The sequence below is a fragment of the Rhizobium aouanii genome (assembly GCF_037002925.1).
Classification (GTDB): Bacteria; Pseudomonadota; Alphaproteobacteria; order Rhizobiales; family Rhizobiaceae; genus Rhizobium; species Rhizobium aouanii.
The window spans coordinates 130,156-153,888 of record NZ_JBAMYD010000009.1; the positions used below are offsets into that span (position 1 = coordinate 130,156).

The 23,733-nt window shown below is 61.1% G+C and carries 25 protein-coding genes; 17 read left to right on the plus strand and 8 right to left on the minus strand.

From position 1 onward, the window contains the following. Positions 1-201 precede the first annotated feature (201 nt). Together V8P77_RS17325 and V8P77_RS17330 are read left to right on the plus strand one after the other, a co-directional pair. Positions 202-390 (plus strand): hypothetical protein, encoded by a 189-nt coding sequence (locus tag V8P77_RS17325; RefSeq protein WP_025396930.1) that lies wholly within the window; start codon positions 202-204, stop codon positions 388-390. 210 nt (positions 391-600) lie between these two features. Further along, positions 601-1,740 carry an ROK family transcriptional regulator gene (locus V8P77_RS17330; RefSeq protein ID WP_335913543.1) on the plus strand — a complete coding sequence of 380 codons (1,140 nt, stop codon included), beginning with the start codon at positions 601-603 and terminating at the stop codon, positions 1,738-1,740. Between the two features lie 29 nt (positions 1,741-1,769). Here the strand turns inward: V8P77_RS17330 and V8P77_RS17335 are convergent, their stop codons facing one another. Further along, positions 1,770-2,816, minus strand: coding sequence for a Gfo/Idh/MocA family protein (locus V8P77_RS17335; RefSeq protein ID WP_335913544.1), 1,047 nt, complete (start codon positions 2,814-2,816; stop codon positions 1,770-1,772). Positions 2,817-3,178: 362 nt separating this feature from the next. Here V8P77_RS17335 and V8P77_RS17340 point away from each other — a divergent pair, with 362 nt between their 5' ends. The 6 genes from V8P77_RS17340 (at position 3,179) to V8P77_RS17365 (ending at position 9,722) form a co-directional block, all read left to right on the plus strand. After that, positions 3,179-4,477, plus strand: a complete 1,299-nt coding sequence (locus V8P77_RS17340) for a type 2 periplasmic-binding domain-containing protein (protein WP_335913545.1) — start codon at positions 3,179-3,181, stop codon at positions 4,475-4,477. Between the two features lie 216 nt (positions 4,478-4,693). Next, positions 4,694-5,623 (plus strand): carbohydrate ABC transporter permease, encoded by a 930-nt coding sequence (locus V8P77_RS17345; RefSeq protein ID WP_020047456.1) that lies wholly within the window; start codon positions 4,694-4,696, stop codon positions 5,621-5,623. Then, complete coding sequence (locus tag V8P77_RS17350) at positions 5,620-6,462, plus strand: carbohydrate ABC transporter permease (protein WP_335913546.1); 843 nt, start codon at positions 5,620-5,622, stop codon at positions 6,460-6,462. Before V8P77_RS17345 ends, V8P77_RS17350 begins: the two co-directional genes overlap by 4 nt. Positions 6,463-6,497: 35 nt before the next feature. Then, positions 6,498-7,736 carry an ROK family transcriptional regulator gene (locus V8P77_RS17355; RefSeq protein WP_335913547.1) on the plus strand — a complete coding sequence of 413 codons (1,239 nt, stop codon included), beginning with the start codon at positions 6,498-6,500 and terminating at the stop codon, positions 7,734-7,736. Between the two features lie 47 nt (positions 7,737-7,783). Then, complete coding sequence (locus V8P77_RS17360; RefSeq protein WP_335913548.1) at positions 7,784-8,638, plus strand: sugar phosphate isomerase/epimerase family protein; 855 nt, start codon at positions 7,784-7,786, stop codon at positions 8,636-8,638. A gap of 22 nt (positions 8,639-8,660) precedes the next feature. Further along, the gene (locus tag V8P77_RS17365; protein WP_222008678.1) at positions 8,661-9,722 is read left to right on the plus strand and encodes an ABC transporter ATP-binding protein; all 1,062 of its coding nucleotides are present in this window, start codon (positions 8,661-8,663) and stop codon (positions 9,720-9,722) included. Between the two features lie 104 nt (positions 9,723-9,826). On the opposite strand, the gene V8P77_RS17370 is transcribed toward V8P77_RS17365, so the two are convergent. Then, positions 9,827-10,300, minus strand: a complete 474-nt coding sequence (locus tag V8P77_RS17370; protein ID WP_335913549.1) for a ProQ/FINO family protein — start codon at positions 10,298-10,300, stop codon at positions 9,827-9,829. 276 nt (positions 10,301-10,576) lie between these two features. Here V8P77_RS17370 and panC point away from each other — a divergent pair, with 276 nt between their 5' ends. Beyond that, complete coding sequence (panC, locus tag V8P77_RS17375) at positions 10,577-11,452, plus strand: pantoate--beta-alanine ligase (protein ID WP_335913550.1); 876 nt, start codon at positions 10,577-10,579, stop codon at positions 11,450-11,452. Continuing rightward, a complete protein-coding gene (gene panB / locus V8P77_RS17380) occupies positions 11,449-12,270 on the plus strand; it encodes a 3-methyl-2-oxobutanoate hydroxymethyltransferase (RefSeq protein WP_335913551.1) in 822 nt (273 codons plus the stop codon). The genes panC and panB overlap by 4 nt, the downstream gene beginning before the upstream one ends. 21 nt (positions 12,271-12,291) lie before the next feature. Here the strand turns inward: panB and V8P77_RS17385 are convergent, their stop codons facing one another. Beyond that, the gene (locus V8P77_RS17385; RefSeq protein WP_335913552.1) at positions 12,292-13,206 is read right to left on the minus strand and encodes a hydrogen peroxide-inducible genes activator; all 915 of its coding nucleotides are present in this window, start codon (positions 13,204-13,206) and stop codon (positions 12,292-12,294) included. Between the two features lie 143 nt (positions 13,207-13,349). Here V8P77_RS17385 and katG point away from each other — a divergent pair, with 143 nt between their 5' ends. After that, complete coding sequence (katG, locus tag V8P77_RS17390) at positions 13,350-15,530, plus strand: catalase/peroxidase HPI (RefSeq protein ID WP_335913553.1); 2,181 nt, start codon at positions 13,350-13,352, stop codon at positions 15,528-15,530. 98 nt (positions 15,531-15,628) lie between these two features. Here katG and V8P77_RS17395 read toward each other — a convergent pair whose 3' ends face one another. The 3 genes from V8P77_RS17395 to V8P77_RS17405 form a co-directional block, all read right to left on the minus strand. Continuing rightward, positions 15,629-15,889, minus strand: a complete 261-nt coding sequence (locus V8P77_RS17395) for an antitoxin (RefSeq protein WP_335913554.1) — start codon at positions 15,887-15,889, stop codon at positions 15,629-15,631. Between the two features lie 108 nt (positions 15,890-15,997). Beyond that, positions 15,998-16,558: a DUF3299 domain-containing protein gene (locus V8P77_RS17400; RefSeq protein ID WP_335913555.1), complete on the minus strand. Its 561-nt coding sequence runs from the start codon at positions 16,556-16,558 to the stop codon at positions 15,998-16,000. Between the two features lie 254 nt (positions 16,559-16,812). Next, entirely contained in the window at positions 16,813-17,271 is a 459-nt protein-coding gene (locus V8P77_RS17405) for an SgcJ/EcaC family oxidoreductase (RefSeq protein WP_335913556.1), read from the minus strand. Positions 17,272-17,457: 186 nt separating this feature from the next. On the opposite strand from V8P77_RS17405, the gene V8P77_RS17410 reads away from it, so the two are divergent. The 5 genes from V8P77_RS17410 (at position 17,458) to V8P77_RS17430 (ending at position 21,697) form a co-directional block, all read left to right on the plus strand. Beyond that, complete coding sequence (locus V8P77_RS17410; RefSeq protein WP_335913557.1) at positions 17,458-18,585, plus strand: sensor histidine kinase; 1,128 nt, start codon at positions 17,458-17,460, stop codon at positions 18,583-18,585. Further along, the gene (locus V8P77_RS17415) at positions 18,582-19,244 is read left to right on the plus strand and encodes a response regulator (protein ID WP_335913558.1); all 663 of its coding nucleotides are present in this window, start codon (positions 18,582-18,584) and stop codon (positions 19,242-19,244) included. The genes V8P77_RS17410 and V8P77_RS17415 overlap by 4 nt, the downstream gene beginning before the upstream one ends. Further along, entirely contained in the window at positions 19,241-19,708 is a 468-nt protein-coding gene (locus V8P77_RS17420) for a CHASE3 domain-containing protein (RefSeq protein WP_335913559.1), read from the plus strand. Before V8P77_RS17415 ends, V8P77_RS17420 begins: the two co-directional genes overlap by 4 nt. A 100-nt stretch (positions 19,709-19,808) precedes the next feature. Continuing rightward, positions 19,809-21,161: a two-component system sensor histidine kinase NtrB gene (locus tag V8P77_RS17425; RefSeq protein WP_335913660.1), complete on the plus strand. Its 1,353-nt coding sequence runs from the start codon at positions 19,809-19,811 to the stop codon at positions 21,159-21,161. A gap of 68 nt (positions 21,162-21,229) precedes the next feature. Beyond that, positions 21,230-21,697 (plus strand): response regulator, encoded by a 468-nt coding sequence (locus tag V8P77_RS17430; RefSeq protein WP_029874570.1) that lies wholly within the window; start codon positions 21,230-21,232, stop codon positions 21,695-21,697. A 51-nt stretch (positions 21,698-21,748) separates the two neighbouring features. On the opposite strand, the gene V8P77_RS17435 is transcribed toward V8P77_RS17430, so the two are convergent. Further along, entirely contained in the window at positions 21,749-22,216 is a 468-nt protein-coding gene (locus V8P77_RS17435; protein WP_131641014.1) for a nuclear transport factor 2 family protein, read from the minus strand. Between the two features lie 136 nt (positions 22,217-22,352). Between V8P77_RS17435 and V8P77_RS17440 the strand changes: the two genes are divergently transcribed. Continuing rightward, complete coding sequence (locus V8P77_RS17440) at positions 22,353-22,724, plus strand: winged helix-turn-helix transcriptional regulator (protein WP_335913560.1); 372 nt, start codon at positions 22,353-22,355, stop codon at positions 22,722-22,724. Between the two features lie 12 nt (positions 22,725-22,736). Here V8P77_RS17440 and V8P77_RS17445 read toward each other — a convergent pair whose 3' ends face one another. Beyond that, positions 22,737-23,711 (minus strand): zinc-dependent alcohol dehydrogenase family protein, encoded by a 975-nt coding sequence (locus V8P77_RS17445; protein ID WP_335913561.1) that lies wholly within the window; start codon positions 23,709-23,711, stop codon positions 22,737-22,739. Positions 23,712-23,733 lie beyond the last annotated feature (22 nt).

A 23,733-nucleotide genomic window follows, 5' to 3' on the forward strand; every position in this document is an offset into this window, starting at 1 on the left:
TTGATTTCCCGTCAAGCCCGGAAGAACTGAACCACTCCGGGTTTGCGGTCGTCTCAGCCGTTCTCGATCGGAAGCCGGTGATGGGCCTTCACCGGATAACGAGATCTTGATCGAGGACAATAGTTATCGAAACCCCTGTCGGCCCTATTTGACCGAGAATTGCACTGATATGGCAGATTTCAGGCAGCTGGGGAGGGTGGGATGTTTCAAGTCCGCAAATTATTGACAGCCACGATAGCCGTCATCGTGATTGCCGTATCATCGTCATCCTGCACGACGGCCTCGAATGATTCGATGCAAACTGGCTCGGTTGGTTATAGCAGCGTCGACTATGGGCTCAGACCTGCCTGCCGCGACGGCTTCGGCAATGATCGTCCTTGCAGCTACTAACGACCGATAGAGTGAAGCTCCGATTGCCGTGTCGTTTCGAGGGTCTGTTGACGCATTTTGCGGCATTCGCCCCGCGGCGCTTCGTCAGCGCCGTGATGGCCCTGATCCCGGTTGATAGGACGTTCAGCTGAAAAAGCGGCTGCTAAGCGCGGCTTTCCCATAGCCCGTGGATGAAGTACACAACCCGGAAAGGCTCTAGGAAAGACAGTCATGCGGTATCTTCGGTCAGGGCCGCGTCGGCTTCACACTCAGGAGATGGGCGCCCAGCGCCCCAAAACGGTCGGTCTGCGGTCCGGCGAAATCGCCGATCGAAACATTCGCGTCATTCTGGAAGCCATCCGCCGCCATGGCCCGCTGACGCGGATGGAACTCGGCCGGCATTGCGGCCTGACCGGCCCCGGCATTACCAATATTCTCCGCCGGTTGGCTGACGAAAAGCTTGTCACCTCCAACCGCCGCAACGGCGTTGGCGGAGGGGCCACCGCTACCGAGTTTGCCTTGCGCCCGGAAGGTGCTTTCTCGATCGGTGTCAAGCTTCGCCAAAGACGTGGTGAGGCCGTGCTCATCGATCTAAGTGGCCAGGTCCACGACCGGGTCTACATCGAGCTGGATCCCGCTGACAAAGTCGGCGTGGTGCATGCGGCGGTCAGGGATATGGTCGATCACCACGCCGCATTGCCGATCATCGGCCTCGGCATCGCCGCCAACGACTGGACAGAGGATCAAAGCGAGCAGATCGCCGCGATGTCGACGATCGCGCGTCCCTATGTCGAGAACGAGTGCACGGCGAGCCTTCTCGCCGAACGCACGATCGGCAGCTCCGGCAGGGAAGGCGGACTTGCGATGATCATCATCGACGACGACGTTCAGGCCGGCTTTCTCATTCGCGGTATTCCCTATTCCGGCGTGCATGGCCGGGCAGGCAGCATCGGCGAAATGCTGACAGGCCCGGACAATGTCCAATTGAACACCGTCGTCGGTTTCGAATCCCTGCGATCACGGATCGGCGACCAGGCATTCACTCGCCTGCTGAAGGGCGAGGAAATCTCCTCGCCGTTACTGTCGCAATGGATACGGAAAGCCGCCGGCCATCTGCTCGACCCGATCATCGCCATGGCCGGTTTCCTCGCCCCGAGCGTCGTCATGATCGGCAGCGACCTGCCGCAGGGCGTGATCGAAGCGCTGATCCATCAGCTTTCCATCGAGCGGCGCGACACCTCGACGAGACCATTGCTGACGCCCTGGATTTCGCCGATGAAACCCGCGAGTTTCAGCGGCGGCGGCGTTGCGCTCGGTGCCGCCCTCCTGCCCTTCCTCAACACTTTGCTGCTGCCGCCTGCTTCGGCGTGATGGCCAAACGCGCGGCGCGCTTGGCCAACTCAGCCGAGCGCTTCATCGGCGTGGCTCAGATCGGAGGCCAGCGCCTTGTCCAGGACTTTCTGGATATTGGCCGCCCGCCGGAACGAGGGTTCCTGGGTCCTGCCCGCCCGCACGGCCTGGACGAAGCGCTGGTAGTTCGTCTCGACCGGATCGAAGGGGACGTCGCGCCAGGTTGCCGTGTGCACGTCTTCGCCAAGACAGGCGCGTAGCGTCGATTTTCCGGTGTCGTAGATCATCTCGATCGAGCCGGTTTCGCCATAGACCCTGAGGCGCAGCTGATCCATCTGTCCGGCCGCCGTGCGCGTCGCCTGGATCGTCCCGATCGCGCCATTGGTGAAATCAACATTCATCGTGAAACTGTCATTGGCGTCGAGATCATATTCGCCGATCCTATGGCCCGGTGCCTTGTCGAAGGTCTTCAACCGGGCGAAGACATGGGCGATGTCGAGCCCTGAACCGTAGGATGCGAAATCGACGATATGAATTCCGATATCGCCGAGCGCGCCGTTGGATCCGTGCTTCTTGCTCAGCCGCCACAGCCATTTGCTTTCGCTCTTCCACTCGCCCCAGTGACGACCGACCAGCCAGCTTTGCAGGTGGGAGGCCTCGACGTGCCTGATTTCTCCGATTTCGCCGGCGAGCACCATCTGCCGGCCTTTCTGAAGAGCGGGCGAGTTGCGATAGGTGAAATTGACCATGCCGACCTTGCCCGATCGCTCGATGGCCTCGGTCATCTCCATGGCCTTGACGGCATCGGTGGCGAGCGGCTTTTCGCAGAAAACGTGCTTGCCGGCGGCAATGGCCTGAAGCGTCGTCGGGTGGTGAATGCGGTCCGGCGTGACGTTTGCCACCGCGTCGAATTCGCCCCAGGCGAGAGCATCCTCGAGGGTCGTGAAGTGGTTGGCGATGCCATGTTCGGTGCAAAAGGCCGCGAGCCTTTCCGGGACGACATCGACGCCGCCGACGACACTGACGCCTTCGATCGCCTTGAAGTTGGCGGCATGCTGGTTGGCCATTCCGCCGGTACCGAGAATGAGTAGACGCATCTTATCCTCCATGGAATTAATTTCCCGCGGCAGTTAAGCCGGGCAAAACTGCACTCACGCCATCGCAGCCATAAGCGATTGCCTCGTGCTCTTCTTCAGGAATTGCGGTGGATGCCGCGCGTGCATGCCGCTCCATCGCTTCGTGGTGCGGATCCTTTTTAGAAACCGATCTCGATTTTATGAAACTGTGCGCTAGCTGCTGTTGATCGTCGCCAGCATCTCAACCTCCCAGGTTCTGGCCTTCCAAGCTGTGGCTTGACATCAAATCAAAGTAACTTAATCTAATTAATGCAGCACGGAAATGAGGAGAGGTCAACTGACCGCCAAGGCTGTATCCGTTCAAAATGGGGAGGAGACCCATCATGAAGAGCGCCACCGTCAGCGCATTTGCGCTGAGCACAATGTTATTTTCAGCATCCGTTTCATTTGCCCAGGAACTTGCCACGAAGGACAGGATCGGCCTTGCCGATGCGCCAAAATCCCTCGTCGTCCGTCTGACGAACGACAGTCCCAACAATTCGGATCCGGCGATCGCCGAGGGCTATCAGAAGCTCTTCGTCGATTTCATCAAGAAGTATCCGGACTGGAAGTTGCAGCTGCAATTCATGTCCTCGGACATCGGCACCGAACAGGCCAAGATGCTGGAGCAGGCCAAAGCCGGCAATGCGCCTGACTGCGCTGCCGTCGACTCTTTCGTCCTCTCGCAGTTCATGGTCAATAATGTTCTTGCGGACTTCACGCCGTATTTTTCGAAGGAGGAAGTGGATGACCTGTTCCCCTTCATCCGCAGCGGCATCACGGATAAGGACCAGAAGGTCCGCGCCTGGTGGTGGGATACCGACCTTCGTGTGCTCTACCGCAACAAGTCGATCGTTGCGGATGCGCCGCAAACATGGGACGACCTGAAAACGGCCGCGCTCGCTTCCACCAAGGAAGGCATGGAAGGCGTTCTCTTCAATGGCGGGCGCTGGGAGGGGACGACGTTCGACTGGCTCGCAAATTATTGGGCGCTCGGCGGCAAGCTCGTCGACGACTCAGGCAAACCAGTATTCGGCGAAGGCGAGAATAAAGAGAAATTCCTGAAGGCGCTAAATTATTTTAAGGATCTCGTCGATTCCGGTGCCGCGCCCAAGCGCGTCAGCACGATCGCGAATTATGACGATATGAATGCGGCGGCCGCCGCGGCGACGACGGCTCTCTTCATCGGCGGCAACTGGCAATATGCGCAGCTGAAGGCCACGCTCGAAGAGGACGAATTCAACAATTGGACCTTCTCGCCGATCCCCGGTCCCAGCGCCGATCAGCGTTCGACCGGCACCGGTGGCTGGACGATCGCCTCCTTCAGCAAGGATAAGGACAAGGTCGAGATGTGCGCCAACCTCGCACGCGAGGTCTATATGGGGCCGGCAAATGCGCTGCAGCAGCAGTTGCCGACCAGGAAGTCGCTATTCGACAAATATGAGGTCTTCTCCACCGAAGCCAACAAGACCTTCGCCGCGGCTCTGATCGATGGACAGGCACGCCCGGGTGTGCCGATCTATCCCGAAATATCCAACCAGATCCAGATCATGATGGGCGACGTGCTCTCGGGGACCAAAAAGCCGGAAGACGCCTTGAATGCGGCCTTCAACGCGGCGCTGGAAGCTTACAAGCGTCTGTGATGCCACGGCTAAATCGCGACCTGCCCCTCATCCGGCTGCCGCCACCTTCTCCCCGCTTGCGGGGAGAAGGGATGTGCCGCGATCTCTCCATACCCATCTACCTCTCGCAGGGCACGTCCCCTCTCCCCGCGAGCGGGGAGAGGGTTAGGGTGAGGGGCAGCCACCGGCACGAACAGGTCAGTCGTGCTCAAATGCCAAACCCGGACAGAGAAGCCAATGAGCCCCATTGCCATCGAGGCTGACAGCCCGCCTCAAAGCAGAACGTTCATGCGCCGTTTTGCCGGTGCGCCCCTGCCCTGGATCATGCCCGTGATCGTCGTCATCGGCATCTTCTATCTTTATCCCGTCATCGACGTTTTCAGGCTTTCATTCACCAATGCCACGCTGATCGGCGACAATCAGGATTATACGCTCGGATCGATCACCAATGCTCTGAGCTCGCCGCAACTGCCTGACATTTTGTGGGCGACCCTGATCTTCGTCGGCGGCAGCGTCATCGGCCAGCAGATTTTAGGCCTTGCGGTCGCCGTCGTGGTTATCCGCGGCGAAAAGCGCGGCCTGTTCGGCACCACCATTTTGAGGACGACGGCGCTGGTTGCCTGGGTTGTCCCCGGAATTGCCGGCGGCATCATCTGGCAAATGCTCTTTTCCGAAGCGCCTTATGGTGCGCTGAACAGTATTCTGCGGTTGATGCACATGCCGACGGTCGCCTGGCTCTCGGATCCCGCAATCGCACCGTGGTCTACTCTCATCTCCAACATATGGCGCGGAACGGCATTTTCGATGGTCGTCATGTATGCGGCGCTGAAGTCGATCGATCCCTCGCTCTATGAAGCGGCGGAGGTCGACGGTGCGACGGCATCGCAGCAGTTTTTCTTCGTGACGCTTCCGCAGCTGCGCGCGGCAATCCTCGTCAACATGATCCTCATTACGATCCAGACGGTGAATACCTTCGATGCGATCATCACGCTGACGGGCGGCGGTCCGGGGCGTGCGACCGAGGTCATCTCGCTCTACGTCTTCAATATCGTCTTTAGAAACTACGACCTGTCCGGCGGCAGCGTGCTCTCCGTGCTCATGCTGATCATCAGCCTCGGGCTCGCCTTTATCTATGCGTCGTTCCTGCCGAAGGAGGAAGAGCAATGAGTGGACGGACCGGAACGCGGCTCGGCGATGCCATGAGCTATCTGTTCATGCTGGTAATGTTCGTGTTCTTCGCCGGCCCCCTCACCTATCTCCTGTCGATGGCGATGCGCGACAAGCGCGAGATCTATCGCGGCGCGGCGCGATATATTCCAAACAATCCCACCATCGACAATTTCATCACCGTTCTCAACAACAGCTACTTTCCGATCTATCTCTGGAACGGCCTCAAGCTTGCCGCCATCAGCGGACTGGGCGTCCTGATCGTCGCACTGCCCGCGGCTTACGCCTTTTCCCGCTTTCAATTCCGGGGCAAGGGCCTGTCGATGATGGGCTTGCTGCTGTTCCAGATGATCTCGCCGCTTGTCATCATGGTGCCGCTCTACCGCTACATGAACCGCCTCGGCCTGCTGGATACGCATTTTGCCGTCGTCATGGTCTATATCGCGCTTGGCGTTCCGCTGGCGACCTGGCTCCTGAAGAGCACGGTCGACGGCATCCCGCGCAGCCTCGACGAAGCGGCGATGATCGATGGCTGCAATCGATTTTCGGTCTTCTGGCGCATCATTCTGCCATTATCGGCGCCGGGCATCGCCTCTGTCTTCATCATCACGGTGATTGCCGGCTGGTCGCAATTTCTGGTGCCTTTTCTGTTGCTGACGAAAAATGACCTGATGCCGATCGGCGTCGGGATCTTTAACTTCCGCGGTATGCAAACCGACTCGTCCATCCAGCTGCTTGCCGCCGCCTGCCTGATCGCGGTCGTTCCGGCGATCGTCGCCTTCCTGTCGCTCCAGCGGCTGATCCTCGGTGCGATGACCAGCGGCGCGGTCAAGGGATGAGCGGTTCAGGCTATGCGCAAGGAAGGATTTCGAGCATGAACCAGACACTCGGCGCCAGGCTGTCCCCCGATCTGACGGGCGCCAATGTCGAAGATGCAGGCGAGCACAACAGGGCCGTCGTCCTGCGCTGCATCCATCGCCAGGCGCCGATTTCGCGGGCTGAAATCGCCAGGCGGACGGGTTTTACCAAGCCGGCGATCGCCCGGATCGTCGATCGCCTGCTTGACGAGGGCCTGATCATGGAAGCCCGCCGGCGGCATGGGTTGAGAGGTCAGCCGGCGATCGAACTCGAAATCAATCCGGATGCCTGTTTTGCCATCGGCATCAACATCGATCGCGACCATCTGACGATCCTGGCCGTTGATGCCGTCGGCAATGTCCGTGCCCGCGTGCATCACGAGAAACGCTTCATCCTGCCGGCGGAATTTCTGCAGCTCACCGCCGATGCGATTTCGCATTTCCAGCGCAGCCGGCTCATCGACGACGCGCGCCTCGCCGGCATAGGTCTGGCGATGCCGGATTGGCTTGGCGAAATTTCGCTCCTCGGCAAGCCCGAGGCTTATCAGGAATGGACGGCATTCGATGTGCGCGCCGCACTGGAGAACCTGACACAGCATCCCGTCTTTATCGAAAACGAGGCCAATGCCGCAGCCCTTGCCGAACTCGATTACGGACTGGGTGCTGAAAGCAGCAGCTTCTTCTACATCGCCATCAATCCATGCCCGGGTGGCGGCCTCGTGCTCGACGGTAACGGTCATCGCGGCGCCATGGGCCTCAGCGGCGAAATCGGCTGGCTGCCGATCGCCGACGGTGGTGACGGGAAGGCCCTTAAGGTCCAGCTTCTCGGCGAGATATTCTCGTTGTTCTTCCTCTATGATTTCCTCGCGCGGCACGGCGTCGAGGTGAGTGTTCCGCACGATCTCCTGACGTTGGATGGGCATGGCAGGCGCCTCGTGTCGCAGTGGCTGAAGGAAATGAGCGCGCATCTGGCAGTTGCCGTCAAGCACATCGGCATGGTCGTCGACCCCGACGCCGTCCTCGTCGGCGGCCGATTGCCGATTCGCATCGTCGACGAGTTGCTGCGTTATGTGCACGAGCATCTCGATGCCGAGGACACCAACCTTCCCTCGCTTCATCGCGCCTCGCTCGGAGAGGATGCCTCTGCCATGGGGGCGGCGGTCATGCCGATGGCAGCGGCCCTGATGCTCGCATCGGCAGACCCTGCTCAACGCACGCGCTCGCCACTCAAGAACATGGATCGCCTGAACAGTTGAAACGGTCGGCAAGGCCCGCAGATTTTGGTGAAGATGGGAGGATTTTGGTGAGGATCGGCTTTTACACCTCGACATTCAACGATCGTCCCCTTGAGGAAGTGGTGGATTTCGCCGCGTCGGCCGGGTTCGACGCCATCGAGATCGACGTCGGCGGTCATATCAAGACGCCCGATCGGGTGGAGGCCGCCGTCGCGCTCGCGCGCAGCCGCAACCTCTTCGTGTCGTCGATCACTTATTTCGGCAATCAGCTCGATGCCGACCGGGCAAAACGAAAGGCACTTCGGGCGAAGACCGCCGAATTTGCCGGCGCGATCGGGCAAGCAGGTGTCCCGATCTTCGTGATCTTCCCGGGCCGGGACGACACGGCAAACGACGAAGCCAATTATGATGACTTCGCCGATTTCGCCAACGGGCTGATCGAAGAGACGCAGCCCTATGGCCTGACCTTCGCAATCGAGAACTGGCCGGGTCCGAAGGACAATTTCATCGGTACGACGCCAAAAGGGTGGCGGGAGCTCTTTCATAGGATCGACGACGCCCGCTTCGGCCTGGAATTCGATCCCTCGCACCTCATTCGCATCGGCGTCGATCCCTATCAGGCGATGGAGGCGGTGAAGGATCGCATCGCCATCCTTCATGCCAAGGACACGGCAATCGATCGGGAGAGCCTGCAGGCTGTCGGCTATCACGGCAAGGGCTGGTGGCAATACAAGCTGCCAGGGCTCGGCCTCATCGATTGGCCGAGGTTTCTGCGCCAAGCCCGCGGGGCCGGATTCGACGGCACGCTGTCGATCGAACACGAGGATGCCGCCTATGGCTGGCCGGGCAAGGACTTAGCCGCGCGCAAAGACGGCGAGCGCCTCGGCCTTGATTATTTGAGAAATGTCCTGAGCGGACTTTGATAGCGATTTCGGGAGGACGGTAATGGCCCATGTTTCGGTCAACAATGCGCGCAAGGATTACGGCGCGTTCAAAGCCATCAAAGGCGTATCGGTCGATATCGGCGACGGCGAGTTCGTCGTTCTGGTCGGCCCCTCGGGCTGCGGCAAATCCACGCTCTTGAGGATGATTGCGGGCCTCGAGGGCATCACCTCGGGGCAGATCCAGATCGGCAAGCATATCGTCAACGAGCTTGCCCCCAAGGACCGGGACATCGCCATGGTGTTTCAGAATTATGCGCTCTACCCGCATATGACCGTTGCCAAGAACATGGGCTTTTCGCTACGGCTGAAACGGATGCCGAGGACCGAGATCGATCAGCGGGTCGGCAACGCCGCGAAGATCCTCGGTCTCGAAAGTCTCCTCGAGAGATACCCCAAGCAATTGTCGGGTGGCCAGAGACAGCGTGTGGCGATGGGGCGGGCGATCGTGCGGGACCCGGCCGTCTTTCTCTTCGACGAGCCCCTGTCGAACCTCGACGCCAAACTCAGAGTGCAGATGCGCTCGGAGATCAAGGAACTGCATCAACGGCTGCAGACGACGACCATTTATGTCACCCATGACCAGATCGAAGCCATGACCATGGCCGACAAGATCGTCGTCATGAAGGACGGCCTGATCGAGCAGTCGGGTTCTCCGCTGGAATTGTACGATCGTCCGAACAATCTTTTCGTCGCCGGCTTCATTGGCTCCCCGGCGATGAATTTCATCAGTGGCAACATGACGGAAGATGGGTTTCGAACCGCCGACGGCCTGCTCCTGCCGAGCGACCGGCATCCGCCTGCAGCCGTGACCTACGGTATTCGACCCGAGCATATCCGGTTGGACCCGGGCGGTATCGAGGTCACGACGGTGGTCGTCGAGCCGACGGGCTCGGAAACGCTGGTCATCGTCCGGCTGGGGACACAGACGCTGACCTGCGTCTTTAGGGAGCGGATCAGGGCAGCCCCCGGCGAGGTGCTGAGGATCGCGCCGATCCACGATACCGTCCACCTGTTTGGCGCGGACGAGCAGCGGATCACATCAGGCGAAGCACCGTTGAACTGACCCGGCCGATTGCCCCTCCCCTTCGGTCGGCGCCGGCCGGGGGCGCGTTTTCCGCGCCCCCGGCCCCCGAAAGCTCTTTTATTGAGGAAAGCTGTCATCCTGCTCTAGCTGGCGGCGTTCCTTTTGCCGAGGAGGGCTGCGCGGATCTGTTGGCTTTTGCTCAACAGGGGAGTGGGAACCGGTGCTGTCTCTTCGGGCGCGTCGGCTTTGCCGGTGGTCTGCTTGAGACTCAGGAAGCGTTTCTGCGCGACCAACCGGTCTTCGGACGACAGTGGTTCGACAGGTTCACCCTCAAGACTATGGCGCATGGAATCGGGTTGGGCGCTGGCGAAATAGTAGCGCCGGCAGTGGACATAGGCCGCGGTCGCTCGCCTGAGCGTCGTGACGCCGGCATCGGGCTTCAAGAGCGGGCGGAGTTCATTGAAAAGGCCGACGGCAAAAGGAAGGACAGGATCTCCCGCCTTGGCCGGAAGGACGCCGACCGGCCGGATCAACAGCACATTGATCGCGTTTGCCTTCTCCACGTCGAGTTCGGTTGCCGCAATCGGTCCGCGGCTGATCTTCCAGGGCTTGTCCATGCGTCCTCCATGTAACGTCCATAGCGATCGACTGTGATGGTATATTGACGGACAGGGCGAGTAACGGAAGTCGCACATCGTCGGTTCCACTGCAAGCAGATGAGACGCGGAACAGCAGCCATATGGCGAAAAGCCGTTCCCCTGGGCTGATATGGTCCGGTGTCATCGGCTGGCGTTTCATCTAATCGTTTTTATCGAGGAATATGCATTGACCTGCCGCATCGATTACACTTCTTATCCGCGCCCAAGATGGAGTGACCGGCCAGGGGAGGATATATGCGGGTTTTCTCGAGCATTGACGAGCTGCGCCACACGCTCGATGCGCTGAAGCGGCAGGGGCGGACCGTCGGCCTTGTTCCGACGATGGGCTATCTCCATGCCGGTCATATGGAGCTCGTCTCGCGCGCTCGCGCCGAGAACGACATCGTCGTCGTCTCGATTTTCGTCAATCCGCTGCAGTTCGGCCCGGCGGAAGATCTCAGCAAATATCCGCGCGATCTGGAACGCGATGCCGCCATGCTGAGGCAAGCCGGCGTCAATTTTCTTTTTTCGCCTGGCGTCGAGGACATGTATCCCCGCCCGATGCTTGCTGTCGTCGACGTTCCCGATCTCGGGCGCGAACTCGAAGGGGCGGTACGGCCTGGGCATTTTGCCGGCGTCGCCACTGTCGTCTGCAAGCTTTTCAACATCGTGCAGCCGCAAACCGCCTATTTCGGAGAGAAGGATTACCAGCAGGTCGTCATCATCAAGCGCATGGTGGACGATCTGGCCGTGCCGGTGCGCGTGATATCGGTGCCGACGGTCAGGGACAGCGACGGCCTCGCATTGTCGTCGCGCAACGTCTATCTCAGCGAGGCGGAGCGGCATGCCGCGGTGATCGTCCCTCAGACCCTTGACGAGGCCGAGCGTCTGGTCGCCGGCGGCCTGACCGATCCGGTGGAACTCGAGGCAAGGCTCACGGCATTTCTCAATCGCGAGCCGCTGGCAAAGCCTGAAGTCGTCGCCGTCAGGGATGCCTCGACACTGCAGCCGGTCACGTCGATCGCAGAACCTGTCGTCGTGGCGCTCTTCGTGCGGGTCGGCTCGACACGGCTGCTCGACAACAGGACTATCGGCCGGCCGGGCTTGCCGGGAAAGGGAGTGACAAGATGAGTGCCGTCGGAGTTCAGAAGCGCCTTACGCCAAGGCACATCTCAGCCATGAAGGGCGGCAAGCCGATCGTCTGCCTGACCGCCTATACGACGCCCATGGCGCGGCTGCTCGATGAGCATTGCGACCTCCTGCTGGTCGGGGATTCGCTCGGCATGGTGCTCTACGGCATGGAGTCCACCATCGGAGTGACGCTCGACATGATGATCGCGCACGGCAAGGCGGTGATGCGCGGCGTCGGCAAGGCCTGCGTTGTCGTCGACATGCCGTTCGGCAGCTATCAGGAATCCAAGGAGATCGCCTTCCGCAATGCTGTCCGCATCCTGCAGGAAACCGGCTGTGATGCCGTCAAGCTGGAGGGCGGCGAGGAGATGGCCGAGACCATCGCCTTTCTGACCAAGCGGGGGATTCCGGTTATGGGCCATATCGGCCTGATGCCGCAGCAGGTCCAAACCGCAGGCGGCTATCGGTCCGTCGGTCATTCCGAACACGAGACGTCGAAGATCCGCCGCGATGCCCACGCCATCGGCGGCTCGGGAGCCTTTGCCGTCGTCATCGAGGGCACGGTGGAGCCGCTCGCCCGCGAGGTGACGTCCGCCATGCACGTCCCGACCATCGGCATCGGCGCTTCTTCCGCCTGCGACGGTCAGGTTCTGGTTTCCGACGACATTCTGGGGCTCTTCAACGATTTCACCCCGCGCTTCGTCAAGCGCTACGACGAACTCGGCAAGAGGATTTCGGCCGCCGCTGCCGCTTATGCCGACGAGGTCCGATCGCGACAGTTTCCGGCAACGGAGCATACGTTCAAACGGCGATCTTGAGGCGGGGCCATATCAGGTCCATCACCGGGCGGCATACTGTTCGCGCATGCTGTCGGCCGACCGGCGAACCGCCTCGGAAACCTGCTGGAACTGTTTGGCCATCGGCGTCGAATTGCGCCAGATCATGCCGATCGTTCGCGACGGCTGCGGAGACTGAAAACGGGAGATCGAGACGTGCGCCGAGCGCGTTTCGAGGGGAACGGCCATCTCGGGAATCAAGGTGATGCCGAGACCGGCGCTGACCATCTGGACCAGGGTGGAGAGAGAGCTGCCTTCCATGACTTCGCGAGGACGGGCTTGCCCTATCTTGCAGAACGACAAGGCCTGGTCGCGGAAGCAGTGGCCTTCCTCGAGCAGCAGCAACCGCATTTCGCGCAGCGCTTCACGTTCGGGCACCGGCTTACCCTCGTCTTCGGGCCGCCGCACCAGCACGAACTCTTCCTTGAAGAGCTCGAGTTCTGCCAGGGAGGGTTCCGACACGGGCAAGGCAACGATTGCGGTGTCGAGCTGGCCTTGCGCCAGCTCCTGAACCAGCTTCGACGTCTGCGTTTCGCGCACTTCGATCTGAATGCCTGCAAAGCTCCTGTTCAGATCGTTGATGATTGCCGGCAACAGATAGGGCGCAATCGTCGGGATGATGCCGATGCGCAGCCGCGTCAGGAAAGGATCGCGCGCGGCGCGCGCCAGGTCCGCCAGTTCGTCCACGCCACGCAGGATATCGCGGATCCTGAGAGCGACGGTCTGGCCGAAAGCGGTCAGCTTCACCTCACGCGCATTGCGCTCGAAAAGCTCACCGGCCAGCTCCTGCTCAAGTTCTTTGATCTGCATTGATAATGCCGGCTGGGAGATCGCACAGGCGTCGGCAGCACGTCGGAAGCGGCCATCTCTTGCCAGTGCTTCAAAATAACGTAGCTGTTTCAGGGTAAGGTTCTTCATAACCTCAGCTTATCGCAACGATCAGTAAATCCAACTTAAATTTATGAAGCGCATCCGATATGAAGACTGCAGGGAGAGAGTGGGGCGCCAGCTCGGCTCATCTTTTTGCACCGCAGACAGATCAAGCAATCAAGGAGACGATCATGGACAATCCCACTGATAGCGCAGGCAAATGTCCTGTTGCGCACGGCAATACGCCTCGCGGCAGATCCAATCGCGACTGGTGGCCGAACCAGCTGAACGTGCAGATTCTTCACCAGAATTCCGGCCGCGCCGACCCCCTCGGCCAGGCCTTCGATTATGCCGAGGAGTTCAAGAAGCTCGATCTCGACGGCCTGAAGAAGGATCTTCACGCGTTGATGACGGATTCGCAGGACTGGTGGCCGGCCGATTTCGGCCATTACGGCGGCCTGTTCATCCGCATGGCCTGGCACAGCGCCGGCACATACCGCATCACCGATGGCCGCGGCGGCGCCGGGGCCGGCCAGCAGCGTTTTGCGCCGCTCAACAGCTGGCCTGATAACGTGAACCTCGACAAGGCCCGCCGCCTGCTGTGGCCGATCAAGCAGAAATACGGCAACAGGATCTCCTGGGCTGACCTGTTGATTCTCACCGGCAACGTCGCGCTCGAATCCATGGGTTTCAAGACCTTCGGTTTCGCCGGCGGGCGCGCCGACGTCTGGGAGCCGGAAGAGCTCTACTGGGGTCCTGAGGGAACCTGGCTGGGTGACGAACGCTACAGTGGCGAACGCGAGCTGGCAGAGCCGCTTGGCGCCGTGCAGATGGGCCTCATCTATGTCAACCCGGAAGGCCCTAACGGCACTCCGGATCCGCTGGCATCCGCCCGCGACATCCGTGAAACCTTCGCCCGTATGGCGATGAACGACGAAGAAACCGTGGCGCTGATCGCCGGTGGTCACACCTTCGGCAAGACCCATGGCGCTGGCGATCCGTCGTTCGTCGGTGTCGACCCGGAAGGCGGCGAGCTCGAAGCTCAGGGTCTGGGCTGGACCAGCAAGTTCAACACCGGCGTCGGTCGCGATGCCATCGGCAGCGGCCTCGAAGTGACCTGGACCCAGACGCCGACCCAGTGGAGCAACTACTTCTTCGAAAACCTGTTCGCTTTCGAATGGGAGCTGACCAAGAGCCCGGGCGGCGCGCATCAGTGGCAGGCCAAGAACGCCGATGCCTCCATTCCGGATGCCTATGATCCGTCGAAGAAGCATCTGCCGACCATGCTGACCAGCGACCTGGCATTGCGTTTCGATCCCATCTACGAAAAGATCTCGCGCCGCTTCCTTGAGAACCCTGCCGAGTTCGCTGATGCCTTCGCCCGCGCATGGTTCAAGCTGACCCACCGCGACATGGGACCGAAGGTGCGTTACCTCGGTCCGGAGGTTCCGGCCGAAGACCTGATCTGGCAGGACGTGATCCCGGCCGTCGATCATGCGCTTGTGGACGACAAGGATATCGCCGACCTCAAGGCAAAGGTGCTCGCAACGGGCCTCACCGTGCAGGAACTGGTCTCGACCGCCTGGGCGTCCGCCTCGACCTTCCGCGGCTCCGACAAGCGTGGCGGCGCCAATGGCGCGCGTATCCGCCTTCCCCCGCAGAAGGACTGGGAAGTCAACCAGCCGGCACAGCTCGCCAAGGTCCTCGGCGTTCTCGAAGGCATCCAGAAAAACTTCAACGCCGCCCAGACCGGGGCGAAGAAGATCTCGCTCGCCGACCTGATCGTTCTGGGTGGTTCAGCCGGTGTGGAAAAGGCGGCAGCGGCCGGCGGTCATGCCGTCAGCGTGCCGTTCACGCCGGGCCGCATGGACGCTTCCGAGGCACAGACCGACGCGCATTCTTTCGCGGCGCTGAAACCCCGGGCTGATGGTTTCCGCAACTACATCGGCGGCCGGCAGTTCATGAAGCCGGAAGAGGCCCTGGTGGACCGCGCCCAGCTGCTGACGCTGACCGGACCTGAAATGACTGTTCTCGTCGGCGGCCTGCGTGTGCTGAAGGTCGGTGCGCCCGAACATGGCGTCTTCACGTCCCGTCCGGAAACGCTGACGAACGACTTCTTCGTCAACCTGCTCGACATGGCCACGCAGTGGTCGCCCGTCGCCGGCCGGGAAGGCGTTTACGAAGGGCGCGACCGCAACACGAACGAAGTCAAGTGGACCGGCACCCGCGTCGACCTGATCTTCGGCTCCCACTCGCAGCTTCGCGCCTTTGCCGAAGTCTACGGCCAGTCCGACGCCAAGCAGAAGTTCGTCAAGGACTTCGTCGCGGCCTGGACCAAGGTCATGAACGCCGATCGTTTCGATCTCGTCTGATCGGCAGCATTTTGCCCGGGCGCAGTTTCGGCTGCGCCCGGGCATCTTTCATCGGAGACCGGACCTACCGCCCGACCGTCCAGTCGATGAGATGGGTGTCACTTGAACAGATCCTCAAGACCAGGCCTCTCTTGCCCCTTCGGCTGCTCTCGCCCTTCCGCCATGAAATCGTCGCTGAGGCCGCGCTCCAAGGCGCTATGCAACGATGCCCACCGCATGCCGCGATCGGCCCGTGGCCGAAGGATCACAGCATCGCCTTCCCGCGTCACCTCCACCTGGTCGACGTCGAAGCGGAACTCCTTCGGCAGCCGGACGGCTTGCGAATTGCCGGATTGGAATACGCGCGCATATTGCGGCATCGTGCTCTCCGAGGCTTGTATATATGTCACTGTATATACGCCATTGACGGAACTCATTCGAGATTTTTTGCTCCGGCAGGACAGTGCGCAGCACCGTCTCTGCGCCTTCTACTTGCGAGGCAGAATGCCGAAAGGTGAAAATGACAGCAGATCGGGATCGGTCGTCGCCGTTACAGTCGCTACCTGGGCGTGGTTTATGCTGTAGCCGTAGGTGAGGACGCGGTCACCGTCGACCATGAAGAATTGCGCCTGATCCAGGCCGGGCCGCAGGGTACCCGTCACGGTGACGGTCTCGTACATTCTTGCCAGGTGCAAAGGCTCTTCCGGAACGACACGAACCAGTTGGTTGGGCGGAGGGGAAGGCATGTGGCTGCAGGCTCCGGCCCAAGGCACCAGCATGAATTCGTAGACAAGATCGCCGTCCTGGTCGATCGGCAGAACGAAGCCCGTCAATTCGATCGGATGCTCCTCGCCATGCCAGGCGAGTGTTTCGCCCTGTGGGCCGCTCACCGCCTTGCCCGACAGCGGCACCGTCGCCTTGGCCTGATCGGCCGGCCGTAAAGCGCTCCAGAAGATAGCCTGCGCGGCAGCGAAAACGTTAGAAATTGGCCATGCGGAACAAAATGCCAGCGCCGCGAACGTCAGGAGGAAAGGTTTGTGCTTCATCATTGCATCTCCACCGGGCCGGCCGCTTTGACCACCTTGCCGCTGCCGCATGGATGCTACTCCCGATCCCGCTTAGCCGTCAAAGCTTCGAACCGTACTGCTGCTGTTCGGCAAAAAGTGACCGCAGCGCCAAGGAATCGCTGCCATCGACCGGAGGCAATAGCGCGAGGGAGCGACGACCGAGTGGCTGGCAGTCAGGAGATCCCGCGTGAGGCGAATACGGGATCTCCCTGCCGGACCGGCAGGCTGGTGAAGCCTTACTTCTCCGGCATCATCGAAGAGTGGTGCGAGGTGATCAGCCAGTTCCCGTCCTTGAACTCATAGGTATAGGTGTAGCGGGCGGGAACCTTCGAACCGTTTTTCATGGTGAAGGTGTAAGTGCCGAGGTCGACGGCCCAGTTGCAGCCGATCTTGATGTCGCGGCTGTCGACATGGCCCTTGGGCTCATTTGCCAGGAAATGCTCGAAATAATCGATCCGTTCGGCCTGGGTGAGGCGGGGCTTGTTCGACAGCGTCGCGAGCAGCACTGAGTCTTCACTGTAATTCTTGGCGACTTCCTGGGGGCTCAGCGTCGCGAGCGAGGCATTCCAGCGGTCGAAGAGCTCGGCGATTTCCGCCTCGCTTGTCGGCGCACAGGTTGCGGTTTCGGCAGCCGCCGCGGCCGACTGGACCTGAACGAAACCGAGAACGAGGGCAGCAGCAATGATGGTACGCATTTTGACTTCCTATGTGGCGGTTCCGGCGGACATCGCATCGGTCGACCGCATGATCGACATCTAAGGCGCCCAGTGCCGCCGCCCCATCTGCCGGGTGGCTCCGATCGGGTCTGCCGAACGGCATAGATGACATTCCCGCCGGAATGACTATCGTGCCGGCGTCATTCATCTTCGGAGCAGTCCTGTTTGGAGCGCGATACAAGTACGACGCATTCGCCTGGTGTCGCGGAACTGAGGGCGCTTTATCGGGCGGCGGAAGCGCGGGCGGCTCGTCTGCGTTTCATCATCGAAGTGCAGAATCTGCTCGATGCCGCGGCATTCGAAACGGCTGCCCAGGAAGTTCTGTCCCGGCTTGCCGACTTCGCGGGAGCATCGATCGCCAGCCTCGTTTTCCCCTCATTCCAGGAAAAAGCGCCTATCCAACTGACGGTGGGCAAGTCGACGAGCCCGGAAAGCGATAACATCTTGTTTGCCTCGCAGGACGGATCCGATCTCTATTTGACGATCATCGGATCGTCGAAAACGCGCGCCATCGATGCCGACGATCGGCAGACATTGGAGGTGGTGGCGGGCCAACTGGCCGACGCCTACAATCTTAACCGGCAGGCAGCGGAAAACCAGGCGCTTCTCGGCGATCTCCAGCGGCAGCGAAGTGAACTCGCGGCCCTTGTCGCGCAATTGATCCAGGCGCAGGAACAGGAGCGGCAGCGGGTGGCGCTCGATCTTCACGACGGCTCGGCGCAGCTGGCTGCAGGCCTCAGCTATCGCCTGCAGGACCTTGCGGCCCGTATCGGCGAGGCGCATGTCCTAAAGCCCGAGATCGACCAACTCGCTGCACTGGCGCGCCATTCCGTTGCCGATCTCAGGGCGGCCATCGCCGATCTTCGCCCGCCCGAACTCGATGATCTCGGTGTCGCCGCGGCCCTGCGCACGCGTCTCGATGCGATCGACGGTCTCGAAGTGATCGCCGACCTCGATGCCGCCTCCGACCGCTGGCCGATATCGACCGGGATCATCTTCTATCGCGTCGCGCAGGAAGCGATCACCAATGTGATCAAGCACGCCGAGGCAAGCCGCTTGGTCGTGCGCCTCTTCGAGGACGGCAAGGGCGAAGCGCATCTCGAAGTTATCGATGATGGCAAGGGCATCGGCGAGTTGCGCCATCCCCAGATGCGGGGCGGGCAACTCGGCATCGTCGGCATGCGTGAACGGCTGGCGCTGCTCGGCGGCCGGATCGAGATCGAGGCCGGGTCTTCGGGCGGCACGCATGTCCGCGCCGCCGCCCCCCTTGCGCAGGAGACGACATCAGAATGACGGCATCGATCCTTGTCGCCGACGATCATGACATCGCCCGCGCAGGTCTTATCGCCATGATCGGCGGTCAGGACGACTTCCATGTCGCCTTAGATGTGCGCGACGGCGTCGAAGCGGTGGAGGCCGCAGCTCACCACAAGCCGGATCTGGCACTCCTCGACATCCGCATGCCGCGTATGGACGGCCTCGCCGCGACGCGGGAGATCCGGCGCGTGTCGCCCGGCACACGCGTCATGATCATTACGATGCATGACAGCCTCGATTATCTGGAAGCGGCGATCGAAGCAGGCGCAACGGGTTACCTGCTCAAGGACGCCAGCCGGGAAGACATTCTGCGCACAATCCGCCGCGTCCTTCAGGACGACGCCTTTTTCGACGGTCCGCTCGTCGCCAAGCTGTTGCGCCGCGCCGCCACCAAGCCGCAGACCAACAGCAGCGCCCTGGAGACGCTAACGATCCGGGAGCGTGAAGTCTTGTCGAAAGTGGCCGAGGGCCTGACCAACAAGGAGATCGCCAGGACCCTGAAGATCTCGCCCGGTACCGTGAAGATCCACGTCGAGCGCATCATCGGCAAGCTGGGCGCCGGCGACCGGACGCAGGCCGCGGTCATGGCCGTTCGCGGCGGGCTCGTCGCAACATCCCGGGATGAAGAGCCTTGACCCTGCGTTTCGCCGATCTGCCGCTGAGGGCGAAGGGCATCGTCATCATCACCGTGCCGCTGGCGCTGCTGCTGGCGGCTCTCGCTTCCGTCTTCGTTGCCGACCGGCAAAGCCGGATTGCCGAGGATCAGGTGCGGGTCACGCTCGAGATTCAGTCGGGCATTCAGGAGATCCACGCCTCGATCGCGGAAGCGGCCACCGCGATGCGCGGTTATCTGCTGACCGGCAGAACCGATTTTCTCGATCCCTTCAACCGGGCCGAAGACAGGCTGCCCGTCGTGCTCGACGAGGTCGGTCGGCGGTTGCGGGATGAAGAGCAAAAAGATGCGCCTCGAACGCATCCGCACGCTCGTCGTCGCGAAAGTCGATCGTCTCCAACTCCTGAAACAGGCCGACATCCTGCGCGCCGGCGGGCGCGAGGACCTTGCGGCCAAGCTCATCGAGGGCAAGCAGGTCCTCGATGAGCTGAGACAGGAAATCGACGCGATGAGCCGGCGGGAGGCGGATCTGCTTCATGCGAGGACCGAGGCCGCGGACCGGGTTCGCACTCTGTCGCGAAGCCTGATGATCGCAGCCGGCTTTCTTGGTTTTGCCGGCGCGCTTGTCGCCGTCTTCCTGTTTTCGGCAAGCATCGTGCGCCGTGTGCATGCGCTGAAAGCTGAGGCGCATCGGCTGTCGCAAGGCGAGGTCGTGACGTTGGCGGATCCCTTCCGTGATGAACTCGGGAGCCTCGGACAGGCGCTCGAAGATGCGAGTGTCCTTCTGAAAAAACGCGAGGCGGACCTGACCGAGAGCGAGGAGCGTTTTCGGCAACTGGTCGAAGGCGTCAGCGACTACGGCATCTTCGGGCTCGATACTTCAGGACGGGTGATAAGCTGGAATGCGGGTGCCGAGCGGATCACCGGTTATGGCGCCGAGGAGATCGTCGGGCAGCATTTTTCCCGCTTCTATCCCAAGGAAACCAGGGACACATTTCCGGCAGAAGAGCTTGCGGAAGCAGCTCTTCACGGACGCACCGAAACGGAAGGCCGGCGCGTTCGCAAGGACGGATCGCAATTCTGGTCGCACGTCGTCGTGACCGCACTCCATGACGAGACGGGGCGGTTGCGCGGCTTTTCCAAGATCACGCGCGATATAACCGAGCGCAAGCAAATCGAAGAAGCCCTGCTTGGTGCCCGTGAGGACGCGATCCGCGCGAGTAACGCCAAGAGCGAATTTCTGTCGCGCATGAGCCACGAACTGCGCACGCCGCTCAATTCCGTGCTCGGTTTCGCGCAGCTTCTGGAAATGGACGTCACCGATACCGAGTCCAGGGAGAGCGTCGCGCAGATCTTGAGGGCCGGACGGCATTTGCTCAGCCTCATCGACGAGGTTCTCGACATGGCGAGGATCGAGGCCGGGCACATGGATCTCGCTGTCGAAGCACAGCCCGTCGCCGAGGTGATCGATGAAGCCGTGTCGCTTGCAAGACCGCTCTGCGGCAAGCAGCAGATCACGATCGAGGTCGTCGAGCCGGCCGAGCCGGATCTTTCGGTACTCGCCGACCGACGGCGTCTGCTGCAGGTGTTCCTCAACCTCCTCTCCAATGGAGTGAAATACAATCGCCCCCGGGGAAGCGTAACCGTCAGCCACCGCGCGATGGATGGCGGCCGTATCCGCATCGAGGTCAGCGATACCGGTCCCGGCATTCCGGCCGAACGCGTCTCCCGGCTTTTCACCCCGTTTGACCGGCTGGGCGCTGAACGGATCAATCAGGAGGGAACTGGTCTCGGGCTAGCGCTGTCGAAACATCTGATCGACGCCATGGGCGGCACGCTCGGCTTCAGCAATCGAGAAGGCGGCGCCACGTTCCACGTCGATCTGCCGCGCCCGCCTGCGGCGGTACAAAGGCGGGTTGCGATAGGAAGCCCGCCGTAATGGCATTGCCCTTGATTCGGCCGCGCCCCTTGATATCAGTTCGGCATGGCTTTTGACGAGTTTGGTCCATGACAGATTCCACCGATATCGTGCGCCGATCGACAATCCTCATCGTCGACGACGAGCCCGCCAATGTCTCGCTGCTGGAGCGTATCCTCAAGCGCGAAGGCTTTACGGCGCTGATCAGCACCACCGAACCACGCGAGGCCTTGCGGCTCTTTCGCGAACATCCTGTCGATCTTGTTCTTCTCGATCTGATGATGCCCGATCTGGACGGTTTCGCGCTGCTGGAGACCTTTGCGAGGCTCATCCCGGAAAACAGCTATCTGCCGATCCTGGTGCTTACTGCCGATGCGACCTTGCCGACGCGCCGGCGGGCGCTTTCTCTCGGCGCGAAGGACTTTCTGACGAAGCCCTTCGATGCGATCGAGGCCATTCTGCGCATCTTCAACCTTCTCGAAACCCGCATCCTGACCCTGGAGCTTGCCAAACACGGACTGACAACGCCGAAATCGGAGCGTCCCCGGATTGATTGATGCGGATCGCGCCGACAATGGGGGCCAGTCAGGACGCCGGCCCCGCACAACTCAGAACATGGTGTTCTTGTTTGCCGCCTCTTTCGGAACGGCCTGGATCACGTCCCAGTGCTCGACGATCTTGCCGTCCTTGACGCGGAAAATATCGACGATCGCCTGGCCGCGGTCGTCGGCGCCGTTCGTCGCGTGCACATGCAGCCAGACGAGATCGCCATCGGCGGCGCTGCGGACGATTTCGGCCTTCGATTGGGCATTCTCCTTGAAGAAGCCGGTGAAGAAGGAAATCAAAGGCTTCTTCCCGTCGGGAACTTGGGGATTGTGCTGCCGGTAGTCGTCAGCGACGACCGAGGCGGCCTCGATATCGTGCTTGTTGAAGAACCTGTCGTAGAATTCCACCACCAGCTTCCGGTTGGCTTCCTCGATCTTCAAATCCCGCGAGGCCGATTCAGCAAAAGCGCCGGCCGGCGCGGCGACACCTGCCAAAATGACGAGTGCAAAAAGCGATTTCCCGAATGTCATGATCAAGCTCCTTGGTGTGGATTCGCGATCTAGTCTAGAAAGAAGACTATGAGAGCTGGTCTATGAAACCGCGGCATGCCGAGCAAGAAGGCAGGTTTTAGTGGCAAGGTCAGCCGACGATGACCGAGGACGGAGCATGCCCAAGGAAACGGACGAGCCGAAACAACAGCCCGGGGCGGGATGCCCGATCAGAGGCGTGCTCGATCGTATCGGCGACCAATGGAGCCTGCTCACCCTCGAGGCACTGGAAGGCGAAAAGAAACGCTTCAACGAGCTGATGCGCGAGATCGGGGACATCTCGAAACAGATGCTCTCCAAGACGTTGAAGCATCTGGAGCAGGACGGCTTCGTGCGGCGCACCGTCTATCCGCAGGTTCCGCCTCGCGTCGAATACGAACTGACGGAGCTGGGGCGATCCTTCCTCATCCCCATGAAAACCCTGATCGGATGGGCCGAGCAGAACCATGCGGCAATTACCATCGCGCGGCAACGGCACGAAGACGCCTAGGGCGAAGCCCTATCAGGCCAGGAGCACCTTGCCGCCCGTTCGCAAGGGAAGCGCGGACTGCAGGGCTTGCCGGACCTTTTCCAAGGGGAATACCTCCCGTATCTCAGTCTCGATGACCTTCGAAACGATCTGCGCCGCGACCTTGGAATAGGCGTGCTGCACGTCGTCCATAGCTTCGGAATGAACCCATTCCCTGAGGTGAAAATAGGAAAAGGAAATATCGGGATGGGACGCCCAGAATGAATTCGGAATGCTTTGGCCCGAAAGCAGGCCGTAATGCACGAAGCGTCCGCCCGGCCGCAGCGCATCGGCGAGGACTGCGGCGCGCGCGCCTCCGACGCAATCGAGCACCGCGTCGAGCCCATGCCGACCGGCGAGCTCGGCAACCAGATCACTTTCGCTTTCTTCCCTATCGATGATGACAGCCTCGACCCGGCCGAGCAGGAGCTCAAGTGATCCTTCGCTGCGGACGATGGCGACCGGCTCCACGCCTGCGGCGTTGGCGAGACCGATCAATATCGCTCCGATCGAAGAGGCGGCGGCATTGATGGCAATACGCATGCCCGGCCTCAGCCCGATCTTGGCATGCAGCATCAACCAGGCCGTCATCGGATTGACGTAGCTCGTTGCAGCTTCGAAGTCGGTGAGATCGTCTGGAACACGAAGGCACCAATCGGGATCGGTATCCTTGAATTCCTGCCAGCCACCGGCGCTGCGCACCGGTAGCACGCGTGTTCCCGGGGAAAGCCCATGAACCTCCTCGCCGCACTGTTCGACCACGCCGAACGCTTCGAAGCCGGGAATGAAGGGCAATGTCGTGCGTCCGCTATAAGCTCCTGATATGGTGATGATATCGGACGGATTGATCGCCCGCGCCAGCAGGCGCACCCTCACCTGGTCACGCCGCAGCAGCGGCAGCGCAGCCCGCTCGAGCTCGACGACATCCTGAGCCGAGCCGAATTTTCGCACGACCGCCTGATATTGCATTGCATCCCCCACACACTGCGGT

What these genes read in the sequence shown, in the direction of transcription:
- V8P77_RS17325 (WP_025396930.1), top strand. Translation starts at nt 202, where the DNA reads ATGTTTCAAGTCCGCAAATTATTGACAGCCACGATAGCCGTCATCGTG.
- V8P77_RS17330 (WP_335913543.1), top strand. Translation starts at nt 601, where the DNA reads ATGCGGTATCTTCGGTCAGGGCCGCGTCGGCTTCACACTCAGGAGATG.
- V8P77_RS17335 (WP_335913544.1), bottom strand. Translation starts at nt 2,816, where the DNA reads ATGCGTCTACTCATTCTCGGTACCGGCGGAATGGCCAACCAGCATGCC.
- V8P77_RS17340 (WP_335913545.1), top strand. Translation starts at nt 3,179, where the DNA reads ATGAAGAGCGCCACCGTCAGCGCATTTGCGCTGAGCACAATGTTATTT.
- V8P77_RS17345 (WP_020047456.1), top strand. Translation starts at nt 4,694, where the DNA reads ATGAGCCCCATTGCCATCGAGGCTGACAGCCCGCCTCAAAGCAGAACG.
- V8P77_RS17350 (WP_335913546.1), top strand. Translation starts at nt 5,620, where the DNA reads ATGAGTGGACGGACCGGAACGCGGCTCGGCGATGCCATGAGCTATCTG.
- V8P77_RS17355 (WP_335913547.1), top strand. Translation starts at nt 6,498, where the DNA reads ATGAACCAGACACTCGGCGCCAGGCTGTCCCCCGATCTGACGGGCGCC.
- V8P77_RS17365 (WP_222008678.1), top strand. Translation starts at nt 8,661, where the DNA reads ATGGCCCATGTTTCGGTCAACAATGCGCGCAAGGATTACGGCGCGTTC.
- V8P77_RS17370 (WP_335913549.1), bottom strand. Translation starts at nt 10,300, where the DNA reads ATGGACAAGCCCTGGAAGATCAGCCGCGGACCGATTGCGGCAACCGAA.
- panC (WP_335913550.1), top strand. Translation starts at nt 10,577, where the DNA reads ATGCGGGTTTTCTCGAGCATTGACGAGCTGCGCCACACGCTCGATGCG.
- panB (WP_335913551.1), top strand. Translation starts at nt 11,449, where the DNA reads ATGAGTGCCGTCGGAGTTCAGAAGCGCCTTACGCCAAGGCACATCTCA.
- V8P77_RS17385 (WP_335913552.1), bottom strand. Translation starts at nt 13,206, where the DNA reads ATGAAGAACCTTACCCTGAAACAGCTACGTTATTTTGAAGCACTGGCA.
- katG (WP_335913553.1), top strand. Translation starts at nt 13,350, where the DNA reads ATGGACAATCCCACTGATAGCGCAGGCAAATGTCCTGTTGCGCACGGC.
- V8P77_RS17395 (WP_335913554.1), bottom strand. Translation starts at nt 15,889, where the DNA reads ATGCCGCAATATGCGCGCGTATTCCAATCCGGCAATTCGCAAGCCGTC.
- V8P77_RS17400 (WP_335913555.1), bottom strand. Translation starts at nt 16,558, where the DNA reads ATGATGAAGCACAAACCTTTCCTCCTGACGTTCGCGGCGCTGGCATTT.
- V8P77_RS17405 (WP_335913556.1), bottom strand. Translation starts at nt 17,271, where the DNA reads ATGCGTACCATCATTGCTGCTGCCCTCGTTCTCGGTTTCGTTCAGGTC.
- V8P77_RS17415 (WP_335913558.1), top strand. Translation starts at nt 18,582, where the DNA reads ATGACGGCATCGATCCTTGTCGCCGACGATCATGACATCGCCCGCGCA.
- V8P77_RS17425 (WP_335913660.1), top strand. Translation starts at nt 19,809, where the DNA reads ATGATCGCAGCCGGCTTTCTTGGTTTTGCCGGCGCGCTTGTCGCCGTC.
- V8P77_RS17430 (WP_029874570.1), top strand. Translation starts at nt 21,230, where the DNA reads ATGACAGATTCCACCGATATCGTGCGCCGATCGACAATCCTCATCGTC.
- V8P77_RS17435 (WP_131641014.1), bottom strand. Translation starts at nt 22,216, where the DNA reads ATGACATTCGGGAAATCGCTTTTTGCACTCGTCATTTTGGCAGGTGTC.
- V8P77_RS17440 (WP_335913560.1), top strand. Translation starts at nt 22,353, where the DNA reads ATGCCCAAGGAAACGGACGAGCCGAAACAACAGCCCGGGGCGGGATGC.
- V8P77_RS17445 (WP_335913561.1), bottom strand. Translation starts at nt 23,711, where the DNA reads ATGCAATATCAGGCGGTCGTGCGAAAATTCGGCTCGGCTCAGGATGTC.